At 65.9% G+C, this 20,303-nt stretch carries 18 protein-coding genes; 9 read left to right on the top strand and 9 right to left on the bottom strand.

Features of this window, described 5'->3' with window-relative positions; all coding sequences use genetic code 11:
* Position 1: 1 nt before the first annotated feature.
* The 8 genes from G6N48_RS26345 (at position 2) to G6N48_RS26310 (ending at position 8,197) form a co-directional block, all read left to right on the top strand.
* Positions 2 to 1,609, top strand: a complete 1,608-nt coding sequence (locus tag G6N48_RS26345) for a class I adenylate-forming enzyme family protein (RefSeq protein ID WP_139825840.1) — start codon at positions 2 to 4, stop codon at positions 1,607 to 1,609.
* Positions 1,606 to 2,388, top strand: coding sequence for an enoyl-CoA hydratase/isomerase family protein (locus G6N48_RS26340; protein WP_085269933.1), 783 nt, complete (start codon positions 1,606 to 1,608; stop codon positions 2,386 to 2,388). The genes G6N48_RS26345 and G6N48_RS26340 overlap by 4 nt, the downstream gene beginning before the upstream one ends.
* Positions 2,389 to 2,394: 6 nt before the next feature.
* A complete protein-coding gene (locus G6N48_RS26335; RefSeq protein WP_085269934.1) occupies positions 2,395 to 3,885 on the top strand; it encodes an aldehyde dehydrogenase in 1,491 nt (496 codons plus the stop codon).
* A 19-nt stretch (positions 3,886 to 3,904) separates the two neighbouring features.
* On the top strand, positions 3,905 to 4,495 hold the full coding sequence (locus G6N48_RS26330) for a flavin reductase family protein (RefSeq protein ID WP_085269935.1): 591 nt from the start codon (positions 3,905 to 3,907) through the stop codon (positions 4,493 to 4,495).
* Positions 4,495 to 5,658, top strand: a complete 1,164-nt coding sequence (locus G6N48_RS26325; protein WP_085269936.1) for an acyl-CoA dehydrogenase family protein — start codon at positions 4,495 to 4,497, stop codon at positions 5,656 to 5,658. Before G6N48_RS26330 ends, G6N48_RS26325 begins: the two co-directional genes overlap by 1 nt.
* 37 nt (positions 5,659 to 5,695) lie before the next feature.
* A complete protein-coding gene (locus tag G6N48_RS26320; RefSeq protein ID WP_179969964.1) occupies positions 5,696 to 6,607 on the top strand; it encodes a TIGR03619 family F420-dependent LLM class oxidoreductase in 912 nt (303 codons plus the stop codon).
* Positions 6,604 to 7,341 carry an alpha/beta fold hydrolase gene (locus tag G6N48_RS26315; RefSeq protein ID WP_085269938.1) on the top strand — a complete coding sequence of 246 codons (738 nt, stop codon included), beginning with the start codon at positions 6,604 to 6,606 and terminating at the stop codon, positions 7,339 to 7,341. Before G6N48_RS26320 ends, G6N48_RS26315 begins: the two co-directional genes overlap by 4 nt.
* 91 nt (positions 7,342 to 7,432) lie before the next feature.
* Positions 7,433 to 8,197, top strand: coding sequence for a thioesterase family protein (locus tag G6N48_RS26310; RefSeq protein ID WP_276080900.1), 765 nt, complete (start codon positions 7,433 to 7,435; stop codon positions 8,195 to 8,197).
* Positions 8,198 to 8,362: 165 nt separating this feature from the next.
* Here G6N48_RS26310 and G6N48_RS26305 read toward each other — a convergent pair whose 3' ends face one another.
* Genes G6N48_RS26305 through G6N48_RS26275 form a run of 7 tightly spaced genes read right to left on the bottom strand, consistent with a single transcriptional unit; the run spans position 8,363 to position 15,643 of the window.
* The gene (locus tag G6N48_RS26305; protein ID WP_085270127.1) at positions 8,363 to 9,157 is read right to left on the bottom strand and encodes an alpha/beta fold hydrolase; all 795 of its coding nucleotides are present in this window, start codon (positions 9,155 to 9,157) and stop codon (positions 8,363 to 8,365) included.
* A 46-nt stretch (positions 9,158 to 9,203) separates the two neighbouring features.
* Positions 9,204 to 9,959 carry an enoyl-CoA hydratase gene (locus tag G6N48_RS26300; RefSeq protein ID WP_085269940.1) on the bottom strand — a complete coding sequence of 252 codons (756 nt, stop codon included), beginning with the start codon at positions 9,957 to 9,959 and terminating at the stop codon, positions 9,204 to 9,206.
* 10 nt (positions 9,960 to 9,969) lie between these two features.
* Positions 9,970 to 11,112 carry an acyl-CoA dehydrogenase family protein gene (locus G6N48_RS26295; protein WP_085269941.1) on the bottom strand — a complete coding sequence of 381 codons (1,143 nt, stop codon included), beginning with the start codon at positions 11,110 to 11,112 and terminating at the stop codon, positions 9,970 to 9,972.
* Between the two features lie 9 nt (positions 11,113 to 11,121).
* Complete coding sequence (locus G6N48_RS26290) at positions 11,122 to 12,417, bottom strand: FAS1-like dehydratase domain-containing protein (RefSeq protein ID WP_085269942.1); 1,296 nt, start codon at positions 12,415 to 12,417, stop codon at positions 11,122 to 11,124.
* An 8-nt stretch (positions 12,418 to 12,425) separates the two neighbouring features.
* Positions 12,426 to 13,277 (bottom strand): mycofactocin-coupled SDR family oxidoreductase, encoded by an 852-nt coding sequence (locus tag G6N48_RS26285; protein ID WP_085269943.1) that lies wholly within the window; start codon positions 13,275 to 13,277, stop codon positions 12,426 to 12,428.
* Position 13,278: 1 nt separating this feature from the next.
* Positions 13,279 to 14,088, bottom strand: a complete 810-nt coding sequence (locus G6N48_RS26280) for a crotonase/enoyl-CoA hydratase family protein (RefSeq protein ID WP_085269944.1) — start codon at positions 14,086 to 14,088, stop codon at positions 13,279 to 13,281.
* A 37-nt stretch (positions 14,089 to 14,125) separates the two neighbouring features.
* On the bottom strand, positions 14,126 to 15,643 hold the full coding sequence (locus G6N48_RS26275; protein ID WP_085269945.1) for a class I adenylate-forming enzyme family protein: 1,518 nt from the start codon (positions 15,641 to 15,643) through the stop codon (positions 14,126 to 14,128).
* A gap of 93 nt (positions 15,644 to 15,736) precedes the next feature.
* Here G6N48_RS26275 and G6N48_RS26270 point away from each other — a divergent pair, with 93 nt between their 5' ends.
* Entirely contained in the window at positions 15,737 to 16,744 is a 1,008-nt protein-coding gene (locus tag G6N48_RS26270) for an acyl-CoA dehydrogenase family protein (RefSeq protein WP_085269946.1), read from the top strand.
* A gap of 3 nt (positions 16,745 to 16,747) precedes the next feature.
* On the opposite strand, the gene G6N48_RS26265 is transcribed toward G6N48_RS26270, so the two are convergent.
* The gene (locus G6N48_RS26265; RefSeq protein WP_085269947.1) at positions 16,748 to 17,938 is read right to left on the bottom strand and encodes an acyl-CoA dehydrogenase family protein; all 1,191 of its coding nucleotides are present in this window, start codon (positions 17,936 to 17,938) and stop codon (positions 16,748 to 16,750) included.
* Between the two features lie 44 nt (positions 17,939 to 17,982).
* A complete protein-coding gene (locus G6N48_RS26260; RefSeq protein ID WP_085269948.1) occupies positions 17,983 to 20,271 on the bottom strand; it encodes an acyl-CoA dehydrogenase family protein in 2,289 nt (762 codons plus the stop codon).
* Between the last annotated feature and the right edge of the window lie 32 nt (positions 20,272 to 20,303).

Raw genomic sequence — 20,303 nt, 5'->3', positions numbered from 1 at the left:
GATGCTCATCGGTGACATCGCAACCAACAACGCGCGCCGCTACCCCGACAAGCGTGCGCTGGTCGATGCCGACCGGGCGCTTACCTGGTCGCAGGTCGACGACAGAGCCCGGCGGCTCGCCGCCTTCCTGATCGGACGCGGGCTGGTACCGGGCGACCGGGTGATGGTGATCGCCCGCAACTGCATCGAATGGCCTGAGATCTCGTTCGGCCTGGCCAAGTCCGGGCTGATCGCGGTGCCGGTGAACATCAGGCTGGCTCCCGACGAAGTCGCCCACGTGCGCGACGACTCCGGCGCACGAGCGGTGATCATTCACGCCGATCACCTCGAGAAGTTCCTCGGCGAATTAACCGAGTTGGGACTGATAGTGGGGGTGGGCGCCAGCTCAGCACTCGGCACAAGCGAACTAGTCACCGACTACGACACTGCGCTGGCGCACGCGCAGCCCGGCGCCGAGCGCCGCGACATCACGCCGGACGACGTCGCGGTCATCCTGTACACCAGCGGTACCACCGGTCGCGCCAAGGGCGTGATGCACACTCACCGGGCCCTGCTCTACCAGGCGGCGGACACGAATCTTGTCACCGAGGCCAACCGCTCGGATGTGATGCTGGCGACCACGCCGTTCTTCACCGCGGGCGGCATGGTGCGCACGGTGTCATGGCTCTATCTCGGCCAGACCATGGTGATCCATCAGAAATTCGACCCGCAGGCGGTGATCGACGAGATCGAGCGCAGCGCCATCACCTTCACGACGTTCATCCCGACAATGCTGCACCGGACGCTGGCGATCCTGGAAGAGGGGCCGCCGCGCGACATGTCGAGCTTGCGGCGGATCTCCTACGGGTCGGCCCCCGTGCCGCCCGGGCTGGCACGCAAAGCGATGGACCTGCTCGGCTGCGACCTGCAGCAGCGCTACGGGCTGACCGAATGCGGCGGACAGGCAACAATTCTCACCCCGCAGGATCATCGCGACATTGTCGCCGGCAAGACGTCGATCGCAACCTCGTGCGGGCGGGAAACCCCGATGTGCGTGATCCGCGTCATCGGCGTCGACGGCGCAGATGCCGCACCCGGGGATGTCGGCGAAATCGTGATCACCAGCCCCGCCAACGCGATCGGCTACTGGAACCGACCCGAACAGACGGCGGAGACGTTCCGGCCCGACGGGTTACGCAGCGGTGACTTGGGCTATCTCGACGAGGAGGGCTACCTGCACATCACCGGTCGCAAGACCGATCTGATCATCTCCGGCGGCTTCAATGTCTATCCGGCAGAGATCGAGCGGGTGATCGCGCAGCATTCCGATGTCGACATGGTTGCGGTGGTCGGGGTGCCTGACCCTGAGTGGGGTGAGACGCCGGTCGCCGCGGTGATTCCGAAATCCCACGTCGGCAATCAGGACGCGCTGACTGCGGAACTGGCTGCGCTGTGCCGCGCCGAATTGGCCGGTTACAAGCAGCCGCGCCGATTCGTGTTCTGGCGTGAGTTCCCGTTGGGCCCCGCGGGCAAAATCCTCAAACGCGAGATCGCTAACCAGGTTAGCCATGTCGGCGCGTCAGATGCGAAGATGCCGGTACCGACCGGATCGACCGAGGAGCGCCCGTGATCGAGCAGACCGACCTTGCCACTATTGAATTCCAGGTCACCGACCACGTCGCCACCGTTGCGCTCAACCGGCCCGGGAAAATGAACAGCTTCACCGAACAGATGGCCGCCGAACTCGGAACAGTCTGGGCCCGAATCCGCGACGACGAGAACATCCGGGTCGCAGTGCTGTGCGCCAACGGCGAACGTGCCTTCTGCACCGGCATCGACGTGACCGAAGGCACTTGGTGGAAGCACCGACCGATCTTCAACCAGGAGGATCCGGGCGAACTACTGGGGCCGAAGGCACACAGGGTGTGGAAGCCGGTCATCGCGGCACTGCATGGGATCGTGGCCGGCGGTGCCATGTACTTCGTCAACGAGTGCGACTTCTCGATCTGCAGCGAGACGGCTACGTTCTTCGACCCCCATGCCAACGCGGGCATCGTCTCGGCGTTGGAGCCGATGGGCATGCTGGCTCTCGGCGTGCCGTACGGCGAGGTGATGCGCTGGGCACTGCTCGGCAGCGAGGAGCGGATGTCGGCGCAGACCGCTCTGCGCATCGGGCTGGTAACCGAGGTGGTCCCGGACGATCAACTACGCGTCCGTGCTTTCGAACTAGCCGCTGAAATCGCCGCCCGCCGACCGAATGGTATTCAAGGCACCGTGCGCGCGATGTGGGAGGCCCGTGATCTAACCCCCAGCGTCGCCGCCCGGCACGGCAAGTTCTTCACCGACCTTGGCAACGCCGGGGCCACCCCGGACTCGTTGAACAACAAGAAGAAACCGCGCATTCGATGAGGACGCATGACTGACAGCGCGACGGAGACGTTGGTCCACTTCGACCTCTTGATCGGGGGCGAATCATCGCCCGCCGCGTCGGGATTGACCTACGACAGTATCGATCCCTTCACCGGTGTGCCCTGGGCACGCGTGCCCGACGGTGGGGTTGCCGATGTGGACCGCGCCGTCGCCGCCGCTCGTGCCGCGCTCAACGGACCGTGGGGTGCGCTCACTGCGACCGCCCGCGGCAAGCTGCTGGGGCGACTCGGTGAGATCATCGCGCGCGAGGCCGACCAGCTGGCCGGACTCGAGGTGCGCGACGGCGGCAAACTGGTTCGTGAGATGGTCGGCCAGATGAGGTCTTTGCCGGATTACTACCGCTACTACGGCGGGCTGGCGGACAAGCTGCAAGGCGACGTCATACCGGTGGACAAACCCAACTACTTCGTCTACACACGCCATGAGCCGGTCGGCGTGGTCGGCGCTATCACGCCCTGGAACTCACCGTTGCTCCTGTTGACCTGGAAACTCGCCGCCGGCCTGGCCGCAGGCTGCACGTTCGTGGTCAAGCCCAGCGACCACACCCCAACGTCGACCCTCGCGTTCGCAAAACTGTTCGCCGAGGCCGGTTTTCCACCGGGTGTGATCAACGTCGTCACCGGCTGGGGCCCGGAGACGGGCGCCGCGCTCGCATCGCACCCGGGGGTCGACAAGATTGCGTTCACCGGGTCGACGACCACCGGCATTGAGGTCGGCAAGGCTGCTATCGGTAACATGACCCGGTTCTCACTCGAACTCGGCGGCAAGTCGGCGCAGGTGGTGTTCGCCGATGCCGACCTCGACGCCGCGGCCAACGGGGTGATCGCCGGTGTCTTCGCCGCCACCGGCCAAACGTGTCTGGCGGGCTCGCGGCTGTTGGTAGACCACAGCGTCGCCGACGCGTTGGTGGACAAGATCGTCGCGCGGGCGGCGACCATCAAACTGGGTGATCCCAAGGACCCGTCGACCGAGATGGGCCCGGTATCCAATCAGCCGCAGTACGAGAAGGTGCTGTCGCACTTTGCTTCTGCCCGCGAGCAGGGTGCGACGATCGCCTACGGCGGCGAGCCGGCAGGTGACCTCGGCGGCTATTTCGTCAAGCCGACGGTGCTGACCGGTGTCGACCCGTCGATGCGGGCCGTCGCCGAGGAGATCTTCGGACCCGTGCTGACGGTGATGACCTTCGCCGACGAAGACGAGGCGGTCACGGCGGCCAACGGCACCGAGTTCGGATTGGCCGCGGCGGTGTGGACCAAGGATGTCCACCGCGCGCACCGGGTGGCCGCCAAGTTGCGGGCCGGCACGGTCTGGGTCAACGCCTACCGCGTTGTCGCGCCTCATGTTCCGTTCGGCGGCATCGGCTACAGCGGCATCGGGCGAGAAAACGGTATCGATGCCGTCAAGGACTTCACCGAGACCAAGGCGGTCTGGGTGGAGCTGTCCGGGGAGACGCGCGACCCGTTCACGCTCGGCTGAATCGACAAAAGGGAAAGACATGACGCTAGATCTCGCGGCCGCCGACAAGGTGCTGGCCGGGTTGCGACCGTTTCCGGTGGCGGTAACCACGATTGACGGCGGTTTCGCCAATGGGCTGATGTCGCTGTCGGCGGGCTCGGCCAGCATCGTGCCGGAGCTGCCCCGCGCCACCGTCAGCCTGACCAAGTACAACAAATCGCACGACATGCTGGTGAACTCGGGCATTTTCGTGATGCACATGCTGTCGGCCGGCCCGGACGAGATCGAGAAGTCGATGGAGATCCTGATGACCCTCGGCGGCAGTTCGGGCCGGGACGGCGACAAGATCTCCAAGCTGCGGACCAAGCCGGGCGTCACTGGCGCACCGATCCTGCTCGACGCGCACAGCTACGTGGAATGCCGCATCACGGGGTCGCTGGACAACGACGAGAACACCATCTTCGTGGGTGACGTCGTCGCCGCGGAGGTGTTCAGCTCCGAGCAGAGGCTGCGGATCGGTGAGGCGTGGGGAAAGTTGCCGCACGACTGGATCAAGCAGTACGAGGCCAACCACGAGCCGCAGCTGCAGAGTGCACGCGACCTGCGGGCTGCTGCTGCGGCACGGGTCTGATGTCCGAAGGGTCTTCTGGAGCATGGCAGCTGCCGGAAGAATTGGTGATGCTGCGCGATACGGTGCGGCGGTTCATGGATGCGCATGTGCATCCCCTTGAGGAGAAGCTGGACCACGACACAGTCGGGCTACCCCGGGAACGGCTCGTCGCGCTGCAGGCAAAAGCCAGGGAGGCCGGACTGTGGTCACTGCAGACGCCCGAGGAGTACGGCGGCGCCGGGCTCAGTGTCCTCGGCCAAGTGGTGGTCGCCGAGGAGGCAGCGAAATGCCGGATGGGGGCCTTCTTTCCGGCCCTCGGAGCCTTCGGCGGCAACCCCCCCAACATTATGTTCAAGGCGACACCCGAACAGTTCGAAAAGTACGCCCGACCTGTCATCGATGGGATCATGTCAAAGGCGTACACCGCGATCACCGAGGCTTCCGGTGGGTCGGATCCGGCGCGGGCGATCAATCTCAAGGCGACGCGTGAGGGCAGCAGCTACCTGCTCAACGGCTCGAAGATGTGGATTTCACATGCTCCGGACGCCGATTGGGGGGTGGTGTATGCCCGCACCGGCGAGGGGCGCCAGGGTATCTCGGCTTTCATTCTCGAAAAGGACACCCCAGGAGTCACGTTCAGCCGCATCCCTGTGATGGCATCTTTTGCCCCTTACGAGCTGCACTTCGAGAATGTTCGGGTCCCGGCCGAGCAACTGATCGGTGTTGAGGGACAGGGCTTTTCGTTGGCCACCGAATTCCTGGTGCACGGCCGCATCGTGTACGGGGCCGGGCCGATCGGCATCGCGCAGAGCGCACTGGACATGACCTGCCAATGGGCCAAGGACCGGGACGTCTTCGGCGGCAGACTTGCTGATAAGCAGGGCGTCAAGTGGATGCTTGCGGACAGTGAGGTAGACCTGCGGGCCGCCCGGCTGCTGATCTACCAAGCCGCGTGGAACGCCGACCTCGGCCGCGACGTTCGAGTAGACGCCTCGGCGGCCAAGATGTTCGCCACCGAGGCCGCCTACCGAGTTCTAGACCGCTGCATCCAGATTCACGGCGCGCTGGGAATCTCCACCGAACTGCCGCTGGAAAGATGGTTCCGCGACCTGCGGGTCAAGCGGCTCGGCGAAGGCGCCACCGAAGTGCAGCGCGAAATCATCGCACGATCATTGGTGAAATAGTCGGACCGACACGAGGAGCAAAGTGCGCTACAACCTGATGTTCCCGATGCGGGCCGTCAAGCACTGGACCCGGTGGTGCGAGGGCGTAGGCCTGGGCGATGTCGCACGGTTGGTGGAAGATGCAGGCTTCGCTGGCTTTTCGATGTCCGAACACCCGTATCCCGACCGGCAGTGGTTGGCTCGCGGCGGCCACCACGCATTCGACCCGTTTGTGTCGCTGAGCTTCGCGGCGGCCGCCACCACCCGTATCCGATTGATGACCTACATCCTGGTGTCGGGTTATCGCAGCCCGTATCTGACTGCTAAAGCGGCCGCGAGCTTCGATCTGCTCTCCGGTGGTCGGTTCACCCTGGGCGCGGGAGCCGGCTATCTCAAAGCCGAATTCGAAGCATTAGGAGCCGATTTCGATCGGCGAGGCGCGCTGCTCGACGAGGCGATCGCGGCGTGGAGGGCGACGTGGGCGGGCGTCGATCATGACGGGCCGGAGTTCGGGGTGAGCGGACATGTCGCCCTGCCGCCGCCGCTGACGACGGGTGGTCCCCCTATCTGGATCGGCGGCAACGGCGCGGCCGCGCAGCGCCGGGTCATCGAGGTCGCCGACGGATGGATGCCGATGGCCGCGTCGGGCGAGATGGCTGCGATCACCCGCGCCCGGCCATTGGAAGACATCGAGACGCTTGGCGAGTGGGTCGCGAGAGTGAACAAGCAGCGCGCGGAGTCCGGCCGCGACGCTACCGACGTCGCTTTCGTCCCGTTCGAGGCTGACCTGCTGGCCAGCGGTGACTGCACCGGATTTTGTGCCGCGGTGCGCCCCCGGCTGGACGCCTACGCCGAGGCGGGCGTCACGTGGATCACCATCGAGCCGGCCAGCAGGAGCTTCACCGACTTCCATACCGACATCGACGTGCTGAGCTCCCAGTTAATCGAACCGATGAGGGACCTACCATGACTCTGCCCGACCTGGTGCTCGTCCACGGCGGCGAGCACGCCGGCGACTGCTGGGATCTCGTCGTCGCCGACATACATCGTCGAGAACCGGGATTGCGCACTCTCGCCGTGGACCTGCCCGGGCACGGCAACAAGCCAGGTGACCTCGCGACCGTGACGATCTCCGAGTGGGTGGACTCCGTCGTCGCGGACATCGAGGAAGCGCGTCTGGGTGAAATCGTGATCGTGGGTCACTCCATGGCGGGGGTAACCGTCCCCGGCGTCGTCGCTAAGCTCGGTCCCTCCCGTGTCCGGGAGATGATTCTGGCAACGGCATTCGTTCCGCCTCAGGGTTCAGCCATCGCGGACACACTCGGCGGCCCGCTGGCGGTCTTCGCTCGGCGCGCCGCCCGTATCGGCAGGCCCATGAAGATTCCAACGCCGGCGGCACGCTGGGCGTTCTGCAACGGCATGACCCCCGCGCAGCGCCGATTGGCTATGTCGAAGCTGCATGCTGAGTCCGCCCGGGTACCCGCGGAGCCGGTGGATCGTAGCGGACTGCCCGCCGATGTGCCGCGCACCTGGATATTGACCACCCGAGACCGCGCCCTGTCGGTGGCGTCGCAGCACGCCAGCATCGCCGCGCTCGGCGGCGTGGAAACCGTCATCCCGGTTGATGCCTGCCACGAGGTGATGTTCAGCCATCCAGAACGATTGGCACAGATACTGATCGAGCGATGCCGGTTACGGGGGTAGGGATCAGGTGACGGATTCATCGCCGAAGGCCGCCCGCCCTGCGCCGACGTGCTTCTTCGTCACCGACGGAAAATGCTATGTGCCTACTCCTTTGGCGAGAGGGCCATGGGGTCCGTCGCTCAGCGGCAACTACATCGGTGGGTTGTTGGGGCGAGCGGTCGAGCAAGAAGTCGACGATGTCGACCTTCAGCCCGCCCGGCTGACCGTCGACCTGCTCAGGCCGGTGGCCTTGCAACCACTGCAGATGCATTCCTCGGTTGTGCGTGACGGCCGCCGACTTCGACTGGTCGACGCGGTCATGACTCAGAACGACGTGATCGTGGCGCGGGCCAGCGCATTGTTCCTCCGCCGGAGTGAGCATGCCGTGGACACGGTGTGGACGTCACCCGTCACGATGCCCGCAGTGCCCGCGGAGCCCGACGTGCTCAATGACGATGTCCCGATGGTGTTTCACTCGTTCGGCCGGGACCCAGTCGCGGGGAGTCCGGGTGTCGGCATCAAAGAGTGGCGACACCACGGCCAGAAATTCGCGTGGATGCGGGAGACGAAGTTTCTCGTCGATGACGAGCCATTATCACCTTTCACTCGCGCCGTCATGGCCGGAGACGTCACCAGTTCGCTAACCCATTGGGGTACTGAGGGATTGCAGTTCATCAATGCCGACTACACGATCACGCTCAGTCGCCTGCCGGAAGGTGTCTACATCGGATTGGCGTCGGTGACGCACTACAGCCATGCGGGGGTCGCCACTGGGGTGGCCACCCTGTTTGACGAAACCGGGCCGATCGGCAGCGGCATGGCAACGGCATTGTCGAACCCGGGATTCACGCCACCACCGTCAATGGTGGTGAGCTGACCGGAGCTCAGGTGATGGCACCTTCGAGCTTCGGTTCGATCAAGCGGGGACATGATGCATCGATACCTCCCTGCGGCGTATCAACCATTGCCCTGGGAAAATGCTGGGCACGCACCATCTCGGCTGCCGGCTCTGGAACCGTGATCATTGGGGCCTAACCGGTCATCAGTTGCGGATCGTCTCAGCGAGTTTCCCGGGCGCATCCAGCATGACGAAGGTCGAGCTATCGGGGATCTCGATCAACGTCGCATGCGGGAACGCATCGCGTAGTCGGCGGGCGTGGTCGAGGGGGAACAGCCGATCCTCGGTGCCCCAGGCCAGGGTGACGGGCCTGTCGAACGCCTCGATCGCCGGCGCGGCGCGCAACGTGAGAGCCGGATCCAATGAACCGGTCACCGTAACCGCGTCGTGGCGGGCCGCTCCGCTTGTGGCGAAGGCTCCGAAGATCTCCCGTTGCCGCTCCGGGGACGGGGGGTGCCTGGACACGGCCTTGAGGAAGAAGGCCTGCCCCGGTCCGGTGGCCAACAGGCGCAAAATTGCGCCACCCACCACCGAGCTGAACCGGCACAGCTTCACGATCTGAGCAAACGACCCGGGCGGAAAGTGTTCGTAGCTGTCGCAATTGGTCAGCACCAGACGGGCGATCCGGGACGTGTCCAGCGCTGGATCACCCAGCGCCGCCAGGACCAGTCCGCCACCGGTGTCGTTGGCCACCACGGTGGCATCGGTCAGATCGAGGGCTTCCATGAAATGGACGATGCGCCGGGAGGCCGCCTCTGCGCCCAGATCAGCGCCGTCGGTGGGCGTGCTGTGCGCGCCCAGTGGCCAGGTCGGCGCGATGCAGCGAAACCCATCACCGAGTTCGGCCACGACGTCGTTCCACAGGGCGCCGGTCACATAGACACCGTGCACGAACAGGACGGTGGGTCCTTGCCCCGAGTCGGTGTATTCGATGTCCAGGCCGTCTACTCGTACGTTCGAGGTTGTCACTTCGGCTCTCCTTTGTTCAGTGCCCGCGAAAATCCGGGGTGCGCCGGTCCCGGAAGGCGCGCGCGCCTTCCCGGAAGTCTGCAGTGTCGATCAACGCCAGCTGCCCATCGGCCTCGATGGCCTGAACCGCTTCGAGTTCACCGAGAGTAGCGGCGGCCAGCGCGCGTTTGGTCCACCCAAACGCCAACGTTGGACCGCCGGAGACCGACAACAGCACGTCGGTCAGCACCGACTCGTAGTCGTCCGCGGAAGTGATGTGCGAGATCATCCCCCATTCGAATGCGGTTGCAGCGTGGATCTTTTCCGCGGTCATGGCCATGCGAGCGGTGCGCGCTCGACCAATCAGCAATGGCAGCAGCGCGGACGCACCCCCGTCCGGCATCAGCCCGACCCGGGTAAAGGCCAACTGAAAGTACGACGCTGGCGCGGCCACCACCAGATCGCAGGCGAGCGCCAGCGCACACCCGAAGCCAACGGCCGCTCCATGGACACCGGCGATCACCGGTTTGGGTAGCCAGGTGATCGCCCGGACCACCCGGTTGGCGGCATCAGCGGCGCCCGCAGTGTCACCGCCGGTCAGGTCGCCGCCGGAACAGAATGCTCGACCGGCACCGGTGAGCAGCACCCCGCGGACTGATTCGTCTGCCTCGGCACCGCGAATGTGAACCGACAACTCCTCGAGCATGGGGGTGTCGACGGCGTTCAGCTTCTCCGGCCGGTCCAGCCGGATCCGCAGCACCGCGCCGTCGTGCTCGACCGAGATGCCGTTCATCGCAACGGGATCATAGGCCGAGGTCGCGTCCGATGATGTCCTTCATGATCTCGGTGGTGCCACCGAAGATCGTCATGATGCGGTTGTCCATATAGTCGCGCGCGACGCGGTATTCCGTCATATAGCCATAGCCGCCGTGCAACTGCACGCAGCCATCGATCACCTTCTTGGCGGTCTCGGTGCACCACCATTTTGCCTTCGCTGCCTCGACTGCGGTGAGTTCCCCGTCCACTACCGCCTGGAGGCACCTGTCGATGTATTGCTCGCCGATCTCGAGCTCAGTGTCCATCTCGGCCAATAGGAATCGGTTGTGCTGGAAGCTGCCGATCGACTGGCCGAAAGCCTTGCGGTCCTTGGCGTATTGCAAGGTCTGCCGCCAGGTCTCGCGTGCGCCGGCGATGGCCGAGATGGCGATGGACAACCGTTCCGACGGAAGGTTGTGCATCAGGTGATAGAAGCCGCGTCCCTCTTTACCCAGCAGGTTCGCCGATGGCACCCGAACGTTGTCGAAGGCCAGCTCGGCGGTGTCCTGGTAATGCAACCCCATCTTTTCGAGCTTGCGGCCGCGGCTGAAGCCCTCCATGCCCGCCTCGACCACGAGCAATGTGAAGCCCTTGTGGCCGGCCTCAGGGTCTGTGCGGCATACCACCACCACCAGATCGCAGTTGATGCCGGACGAGATGAATGTCTTGGCGCCGTTGATGATCCAGTCGTCACCGTCGCGGACGGCCGAGGTGCGGATCCCGGCCAGGTCGCTGCCCGCGCCAGGCTCGGTCATCGCGACGGCAACGATCAGTTCGCCGCTGATGATGCCCGGCAGCCAGCGCTCCTTCTGCTCATCGTTGGCCAACGACGAGAAGTACGGGCCCACAACGTCGTTTTGCAGGCTCAACGACGGCGACGGCCCTCCGTATCGGGCGATCTCCTCGTCGATGACCGCGTTGAACCGGAAGTCGTCGACTCCCCCGCCGCCGTACTGCTCGGGCATGTTGAACCCGATCAACCCGTATTTGCCGGCGGCGACGAACGCCGAGCGGTCGACGATGCGGTCGACTTCCCAACGCTCGGCGTTTGGCACGAGTTCACGCTCGATGAACTGCCGGACCGTCTCGCGGAATGCCTCGTGCTCCGGCTCCAGAACGAGTCTTTTCATGTGGTGATCTCACTCTCCATACAGTCGTCGCATCTCTTCACCGACTTTGCCAGAAATCCGGGAAACGACCTGCGCTCCCCGCCTTCGTAGATCGGCGTCCGGGATCGGCAGCACCACGGCGCCGGTCGCCTTCGACGGCAGCAACACCTTCGCGGTGCCTCGCGTGGTGGTTTCGTCCCGCTGGCTGGTGGCGAAGACGTCCAGTGACACTGGGTCTTCAGCCCCCTCGCCCTTTGAGGTGACCGTGCCGGTGCAGCGGTGCACGTCTCCGTGGTAGTTGAAGCCGCGTAGTTGCAGATCCATCTCGGCCAGCCAACCGTCGTCGCCGATCCAGTTCGTCAGCAGGTGGCTCACCCATGCTGCGCGCATCTGGCCGTAGTCGTACGGAGCCGGAATACCCAGTGCCTGAGCGCGTGCGGCATCCCAGTGCAGTCGTTGCACGACATCGGGGACGCCATATTCATCGGGCTGGTAGAAGGCGGGCATCCGCTTGCGCAGTTGGTGGGCAAACTTCAGCGGCCCCACACCGTAGCCGCCCCAGCCCCACCCCATGTGCATCGAGATGATGTCGACGACGGTCAACGGCCCCTTGATGATCCCGGGAAGTTCGTCGCCGACCGAAATGTCCTCCCACCACTGCGGATCGGCGCCTCGCCGTTGTTCTGCCTCGTACTCTTCCTCGACTTGGGCGAATTCCTCGGGAGTCCAGTGCTTGCGCTGAATGTCTTTGAGCTTGCCGGACTTCTTCGAGCCGTGCCGCTCGGCGTTGATGTAGGACTCGTCGCGGGTCGCGATCGGGTTGCCGTCGATGTCGACGTAGAGGTAGCGGAAAGTCTCCTTGACCGAACGCCCACCGGAGAATTCGCTCTCCTTCACCTGTACGTCGAGGGTGTAGTTTTCGGCTAACACCGGCCTGCCCGCGTAGATCGGGCGGTACCACGTCCACTTCACCCCTGAGTAGTACTTGCCAGTCCCGCGAAACAGACCGCGGAACAGCTTCTTTCGCTCCGGATCCGTGAACTTCGGAGTCTGATCCAGGCCCGTCGCAATCGGGAAGGTCGGCGGCGCGATCTGTCCGTGCCAGCGTGTCGACGGTCCGTACGCCGGATCGTGGAACAACGGGTTGTCGTCACCGCAGCCGAAGGCGAAGTGCGTGATGGCGTCGGCTGACGGCAGTTTGTTCCACGCTTGGTCGCGCTGGTGGACAGGAATTCCGATTTGCGCCTTGGCGCGTTCGATGTCCTCGTCGGTGATGCGGCCCTCTTCGGCCGCCGCGTCGGCGCTGTGCTTTTCTGTGGTGGTCATCCGTCCTCCTAGAACTTCAACATGGCGCCGGCGTCGACCTTGAACTGCAGGCCCGTGACATACCGGGATTCGTCCGAGGCCAGGAAACAGACCGCGTTCGATATATCCGAGGCTTCGACGTAGGGGGTGGGCATCGCCTGCATGGCGGGGAAGGCCAGCAGGGCGTCGTCGCGGCTCGGTGCCTCGAGGTCTGGTCGGAACTGCCGGTACATCGGCACACTGTTGAGCATGTCGGTGTTCACGTTGGTCGGATGAATGACGTTGGCGCGGATGGATTGAGGGGCCAGTTGTGCGGCGAGCTGCAAGGTGTAGGAATCCACCAACTGTTTGGCGTAGCTGTAGCCCGCCCCGCCGGGGCCTTGGGGACCGCCGGCGCCGGGCGGCTGGGCGGCCGCGATGAGGCCGGCGACCGAACCGGTCGTGATTATCGACGCACCGGACGTCAGGTACGGCAGCGCGGCATGGACGGTGTTGACGACGCCGACGAAGTCGACGTCGAAGGCATCCGCGAAGGCCTGAACCGGCAGATGAGCGCCCAGCGGGCAGATGCCGGCATTGGCGACCACGACGTCGAGTTTGCCGAATTCGGCGACCGCGTTGGCGAGTTCGCGGCTTATCGCCGCCCGGTCCCGCACGTCGACCTCGGCGGTGTAGACCTTACGGCCGGTCTTCTCCACCTCCAGACCGGCTTCTTCGAGATCACGCGACGTCGCCAGCGCGTACTCGTTGGTCTCGATGTCGCGACAGATATCGAAGAGGATGACGTCAGCACCCTCCTCGGCCAGCTTGACGGCGTGGCTGCGGCCCTGTCCGCGGGCGCCTCCGGTGACCAGAACGACTTTGTTCTGTACACGACCCATTTCAGCGTGCCTTCCAGACGGGTTGACGCTTCTCGGCGAAGGCTAACGGACCTTCTTTGGCGTCGTGGGATTGCAGGAGTGCCGTGAACTCTCGAGTCGTGCGCTCCCACTTGGGTTCCTCCGCGGCGATGATCCCGTCGTCGGCACCGTAGGCGACCCGCTTGCTGGCTTGCACCGACAACGGCGCGTTGCACGTGATCCGCTCGGCGAGTGCCAGGGCGGCTTGCACGACGGCGCCGTCCGGCACGACCTCGTTGATCAGGCCCCATCGCAGAGCGTCGGTCGCCGACATCGGCTCACCTGTCAACACCAATTCCAACGCGACCTTGCGCGGTAGCTGTTCGACGATCCGGAACACTCCGCCCGCCCCGGCGATCAGGCCGCGCTTCACCTCGGGCAGGCCGAAACTCGCGCTCTCGCAGGCGATCACCAGATCGCTGGCCAGGGCTAGCTCGGAGCCGCCGCCGAGTGCGGTGCCGTTCACCGCGGCGATCGTGGGTTTGTCGATGAAGTGGTGCACGTAGCCGGCGAAGCCCCATTCGGGGTGCTCGGCGTGGTAGAGGTTCTCGCCGCGCGAGATGGCTTTGAGATCGGCTCCGGCGCAGAATGACTTCTCGCCGGCGCCGGTGATGACGACGGCCCACACCTCGGGATCGCACTGCGCCTCCTCGAGCGCGTCACCGACGGCCGTGCTTACCGCCCCGTTGACGGCGTTGCGCGCTTCGGGCCGGTCGATGGTGATGAGCGCAACGTTGCCCCGCCGTTCGACGACGGCGGCTTGGCGGGTCACCTCTGTCAGGATTTCAGCCATGATGTCTCCTTCCGATTGGATTGGCAGTGCCGGAGTTTCAGCCTGCGGCGGCCGGCTGACCGATCGGCACGCCAAGGTCCTCGAGCAGTGCGATTAGACGCCGACGATCGACCTTGAGCGCCGCCCCGCGTGGAAGCGCATCGACGACGAAAACGCGGGCCGGCACCTCATAGGGCGTCAGCGTGGCCCGGCAGTGTTCCCGGAGCGCCTCGCCATCGGTGACCGCGCCTGGGCGCAATTCAACTGCGGCAACCGGAATCTGGCCCAACCGCTGATCCGGCATGGGCGCGACGGCGGCATCTGCCACCGCTGGGTGCGCACGCAATGCGCGGACGACCGTCTCCGGGGACACCTTGAAACCGCCGCGCACGATCACGTCGTCCGCGCGACCGTCGATGTAGAGGAAACCATCTTCATCGAGGTGCCCTAGGTCACTGGTCGTGATCCAGTCTCCGGCACCGCCGGCCTGGGGTGTGGCCACCTGCAACCTGCCGGTGACCCCCGGGCCGAGGGCGGCACCGTCGTCGTCGACGACCTGCAGCCGCACGCCCGGAAAAGCGCGTCCGACGCTGCCCCTTTTGTCGGTCCATCGCGTGTGGAAGTCCTTGACCGTCCATCCGGCCACCGCGCCGGAAAACTCGGTCGCCCCGTAGACGACCAGGATTGGGATCTGGTACCGCTGGTAAAACGCGTCGACCAGCTCGGGATCGACGTGGCTGGTGCCCGCGTTGATGGCGCGGATGCTCGCCAGATCCTCGCGCGGAATGTCGGAATCGAGCACCGATCGCATGGCCGCCGGGGGCAGTCCTGCCACCGCTGGCCGATACTGCTTCACCACGGCGTGCCAGCCCGGCACGGTGAAGCGGTCCAGCATCGCGATCGGACGCGCCGCGACCAGTGACTGCAACAACGACCACAGGCCGCCGATGTGCACGATCGGCAATGTCACCAGGCCGACCGTCCCGGTTAGCGGCGGCTTGGTTCGGACGTCTGGGCGGTCGTTGTGCCGCAACGCCGCAGCCAGGGAGGCATCGAGCTGCGCGCGGGTCAGCGGGATGCGCTTCGGGGCACCCGTCGTGCCCGACGTGAGCATCTCGATGGCTATCGCGGGATCGCCACCGACCGCTTCCGTGATGCCCCGTACCTGCAGATGGAGTTCGCCGTCGTCGAGCCGCCAGCCGGTCGCCCCGAGAGCGGCGACGGCGCGGTTGAAGGCCTCGTCGGACCACAACGTGGCAGGCGCAAGGACGAAGGGAGCGGTGGACGCCGCAAGGTCGTCGCTCAATCGGTCCGGTGGCTGCAGCGGGCTGATGGTCACCAAGGTCCGTCCGCCCCGAAAGATCGCGATGAGCGCCGCGACAGACTCCATTCGATTGGATAGCACGACGGCGACTCGGCCGCCGGTCTGACACCCGGCGGCGGTCAGTTCCCGGTCGATCAGCTCGGTGAGTGCCCGAACGGAACCCCAAGACGCCCAGCGTCCGTCGCACTCCAACATGCGGTCGTCGTCGTCGGCGTCCCAGAGCCGTCCCAGCGCATCGTCAATGCTCGTCATCGTGACTTTCCGGATCGACTTCCGCGGCGGATGGCCGTTCTCCTGAAACTAGTGGACATGGTTTACTAGGTCAACTTTGTGAAAGGTTTTGCGATGGACTTCGGCTTGACGGACGAACAGGATCAACTCGCCGCGGCGGAGCGGGCCTGGCTCACCAAAAACGACCCCATCGCCAGGGTCCGCGCGACGCTGGACTCGGCTGCGGTCACCGTCGATCCTGCGGCGGTCGCGCACGCGGCGGAATCGGGTCTTCTGGAGCTGCTCACTCCCGAAATGGGCGGCACCCATGTGGATCTCGCCATCCTCACCGAGGAGCACGGATACGCGGCCAGCTCGCTCCCGGTCGCGGATCTCAACATCACGGCCTGGCTGCTCGACCACGTCGACTCGCCCGCCGGAGATGGCGAACTGACCGGATTGACGTTCGGTCCCGACGCCCTTCTCGATGGCGATACGCTGCGGCTGAGCGGTGTCACCCGTCCGGTGCCGATGGCCGCCGATATGGAATCCATCGCGGTGGCAGGCCACGTGGACGACGGCGATTACCTGGCGGTCCTGAATGCCCCGACGCTGTCGGGCATGTCCACGCTCGACCTGAGCCGTTCGTGGGCACGACTGGACCTCGACGCGACGATCGCCGACTGGACGCAGCTGCCTGCCGGCACGCTGGCCCTGCTGCGCGACGCTTTGGCGGTGCACCGGGCGTTCGACGCATTGGGCGCGGCGGCCCGACTGCTCGACATGACGGTGTCTTACGCCAAGCAGCGGGAGCAGTTCGGCGCGCCGATCGGGTCGTTCCAGGCAGTCAAGCATCACTGCGCCGACATGGCCGTCGCGGTGGAGGCCGGCCGGGCCACGCTGTGGGCCGCGGCGCTCGCACTGGACACCGCGTCGGCCGCTACCCGGTCCCGGGCCGCGTCCGCGGCGGCGGCGTACACGAAGTCCGCCGCCGCCAAGGTGGCCGGAACGGCGCTGCAGGTGCACGGCGGCATCGGATTCACCTGGGAACACGATCTGCATCTGTTCCTGCGCCGGATCAAGGTCGACGAAGCCTTCAACGGGAGCGTCGCCGAACACCGCGCGGCGCTGCTCACTGCTTGACATTCAGCGCCGATCCCGCGGCAGCGCCAAGCCCCGCTCGGCGATCAGGTTGCGCATTATCTCCGAACTGCCGCCGGCGATGGTGTAGGCCCGAGCGTACAACCACTCGTCCTGCCAGCGGCCGCCGTCGAGAACGTCCGGGTCACCCTCCACCAAAACGCCTGCCTCGCCGCCGAGTTCGACTGCGAAGCCTGCCATCTCGAGATTCAGCTCGCTGAACATCAGCTTGGCCATCGCGCCGTCGTGCATGCGCTCGGTGCCACGCAGCCAACGCGTGAGGTTGGCGTACGTCAGCGCGGACAGCGCCTCCACCTCGGCGCTGAACTCGCCGATCCGATCACGGATCCGGTCGTTGTCGATCGCGAGGCGACCGTCGACGGTGACGTGCGAGGCGAGTTGCACCAGTGCCTCAATGGCCAGCCTCAACTTGACGACCGCGGCGCCCACGCTGGTACGTTCATGCCCCAACGTGGCGTTTGCGATCGCCCAGCCCTGTCCCGGTTCTCCAATCATCGCCTCGGCCGGCACCTCGACGGAATCGAAGAAGACCTCGTTGAAGTCCGAGGTGCCGGTCAGCTCGCGCAGCGGGCGCACCGTGATGCCCGCGCTGGACATGTCGAGGATAAACGCACTGATGCCTTTGTGCTTGGGGGCGTCGGAATCGGTGCGCGCCAACAGATATCCGTAGTCGGCCCAGTGTCCGTCGGTGGTCCACACCTTCTGCCCGTTGACGGTATAGGTATCACCGTCGAGCACAGCGCGGGTACGCAGCGACGCCAGGTCGCTTCCTGCACCGGGCTCGCTGAACAGTTGGCACCACAGCTGTCGACCCGCGCGGATCTCGGGCAGATGCCTGCGGCGCTGGTCATCGGTGCCGTAGTGGATCAGCGCATGCGATGCCAAGGCGTTACCGCTCGGCACGCCCGGCACCGCGGCCCGGGCCAGCTCCTCGCCCACCACGATGGCGTGTTCAGCGGAGCGGTCATCGCGGCCGCCGAACTCAACGGGCCAGTCGGCGCCGACGTAGCCGGCTTCGAACAGACGCGCCGTCCAACCCTGAAGCGCCTTGAGTTCGGCTTCATTCTCAGCGCTGCGCACGCCCGCCCGCGGCGGTATCGGCGGTGCATGCTCCGCAATGAAAGCCCGCACCTCCGCGCGAAAGGCCTCCAGTTCGGGACCCATTCCGTATTCCACGTCTCCGTCTTCCTGTTGGATACGAACGTCTCAGCGCCTCAACGTCATTCGGAGCCCTGTTGTCGGTACGGCGCCAGCAGTTCGGCGGCCGCCCGGTCTCGCAGCGCGTCGGCACGGCCGACCAACACGGAGTTGGCCCGAGCGCGCCGCAGCAGCAAATGGATCGGGTGCTCCCAGGTGAAGCCGATGCCGCCGTGGATCTGCAACGCACCCTCGGTGGCGGCGACACCGGCATCGAGTGCGGCCGCGGCGGCCAAATCCGCCAGGTAGCCCGACTCCTCGAGGTCGGACTCGGCGGCCTCGAGGACCTGGCTGCGGGCACCCTCGAGTGCGACCAGCATGTCGGCGCACCGGTGCGACACGGCCTGGAAGCTGCCGATGGGGCGGCCGAACTGATGCCGTTCACCTGCCCACTGCACGGCCAGTGCCAATGCGCGCGAGGCAACCCCGACGGAGTCCGCCGCCACAGCCAGAACCGCCTGCCGGCGGGCCGTGCCAAGCACGCGCGCAACGTGGTTTCCGTCGGCGAGCACCTCGCCGTCGACGGCGGTCAAGGTGACCGAGCCGATGGTGGCAGTCAGGTCGAGTGGCTGCTGGGCGGTCACCTCGACACCGTCGGCGGAGGCGTCGACGGTCACCAGAACCTCACCACCGGCGACCTGGGCCAACACCACCAACGCCTCGGCGCTCGGCGCTCCCGCCACGACCGGCACCACACCGGACAGGCGCTCTCCGTCCCAATCGGGCAACTCTGGACCGCTTGTCACCCACCCGCTGTCGTTAACGGGAACGGCAAACGCGGCCGCCGCGCCGGCGGTGATCCGCTGCACCAAAGCCTTTGCCCCACAGTGCAACGCCACGTCGAGCGCGATCACCGTCGGAACAAGCGGTGCAGGCGCCAATGCCTTGGCGGCCTCCTCAATGGCGGCGAACAGCAGACGTGGTTGGGCGCCGGCGCCACCAAGGGATTCGTCGACCACAAGACCCGGTAGGCCGAATTCGGTGAGAGCCGACCACACTTCGGGTTCTGCCGCATCGATGGGTCGCTTGCGATCCAGCAGTGCCGACTCGTCTACCTTGGCCTGTAGTGTCGCCGCCAGCACCTCGCGCAGCTCGCGTTCGTCCACCTCGGGTGCGGCCAGCGGTGCGCCCGGCGTGACGGCGGCCGCGCGAGAGCCCTCACCCCGGTGCGACGGCAGCCCGAGGACGCTCTCGGCGATGGTGTTGCGCTGGATCTCCGCGGTTCCCGCGCCGATCGTAGTCGCCCGGCTCATCAGGTAGCCGAACGTCCAGCGCCCGCTGTCCACGGCGTCGGGCGCGCGGCTGCCCAGCGCCGCATAGGGACCGGCCGCCCGCAACGCGAGCGCGTGCATGTGCTGCTCGAATTCCGACTTCACCAGTCGGTTCACCGAGGCCACCCCGCCGGGATCCTCACCGCGCAGCACCGCGGCCAAGGCGCGGGCGCTGTTGGCGGCGATGGTGCGAACCCCCGATTCCAGCCGAGCGACATCCTGGCGGACCAGCGGTTCGCCGTCGAGACCCTGGGAGACAACGAGATCGATCACCCGGTCGACCGTGCGGCGGTATTTGAACTCGTCGGCCAGAAACGCAGTGGCCCGCTCGTGGCCCAGCGAGGTTCGCATGATCGACCAGCCCGCACCCTCCTCACCGACCACGTTTTCAACCGGCACCGCCACGTCGTCGAAGAAGACCTCGGCGAAGTGCGCGGCGCCGCTGATGTCGCGCAGCGGACGCACCGTGATGCCCGGGCCCTTCATCGGGATCAGCAGATAGGTGATGCCGTCGGAGGGCTTGTCCCCCGAACCCGTCCGCACCAGCGCAAACATCCAGTCGGCGCGGTCGGCCATCGTGGTCCACACCTTCTGGCCGGTCACCCGGTAGACGTCGCCGTCGCGGACCGCGCGGGTGGACAGTGACGACAGGTCACTACCGGCTCCGGGCTCGGAAAACCCTTGGCACCAGAACTCATCCGCCCGCAGCAACGGTGTGAGGAATCGATCCTTCTGCTGCCGCGTGCCGTGCGCGATCAGCGTCGGGGCCACGATGAACGACAGCGGACACGGATGTGGCGGCGCGCCCGCATCGGTGGTCATCCGGTAGTAGTCCAGCTGATCGGCCAGAGGCAGGTCCAGCCCACCGACCTCGCGCGGCCAACCCGGCGCGGCCAGCCCGTGGTCGACGAGTTCGGCGTGCCACGCGCGGGCTGCTTCGATGCGGTCGGGTCGGTCGCCGCTACGCGCGATGTCAGCCTGACGGCGACGGAAGTCGTCGAGTAGCGACTCGAGCCGGGCACGCCAATCAGCTGTCTGCATGACACTCCACAAAGTCAACCTGGTTAACTATG

Source organism: Mycobacterium parmense (assembly GCF_010730575.1).
Classification (GTDB): Bacteria; Actinomycetota; Actinomycetes; order Mycobacteriales; family Mycobacteriaceae; genus Mycobacterium; species Mycobacterium parmense.
This window is presented reverse-complemented; position numbering and strand designations above follow the sequence as displayed.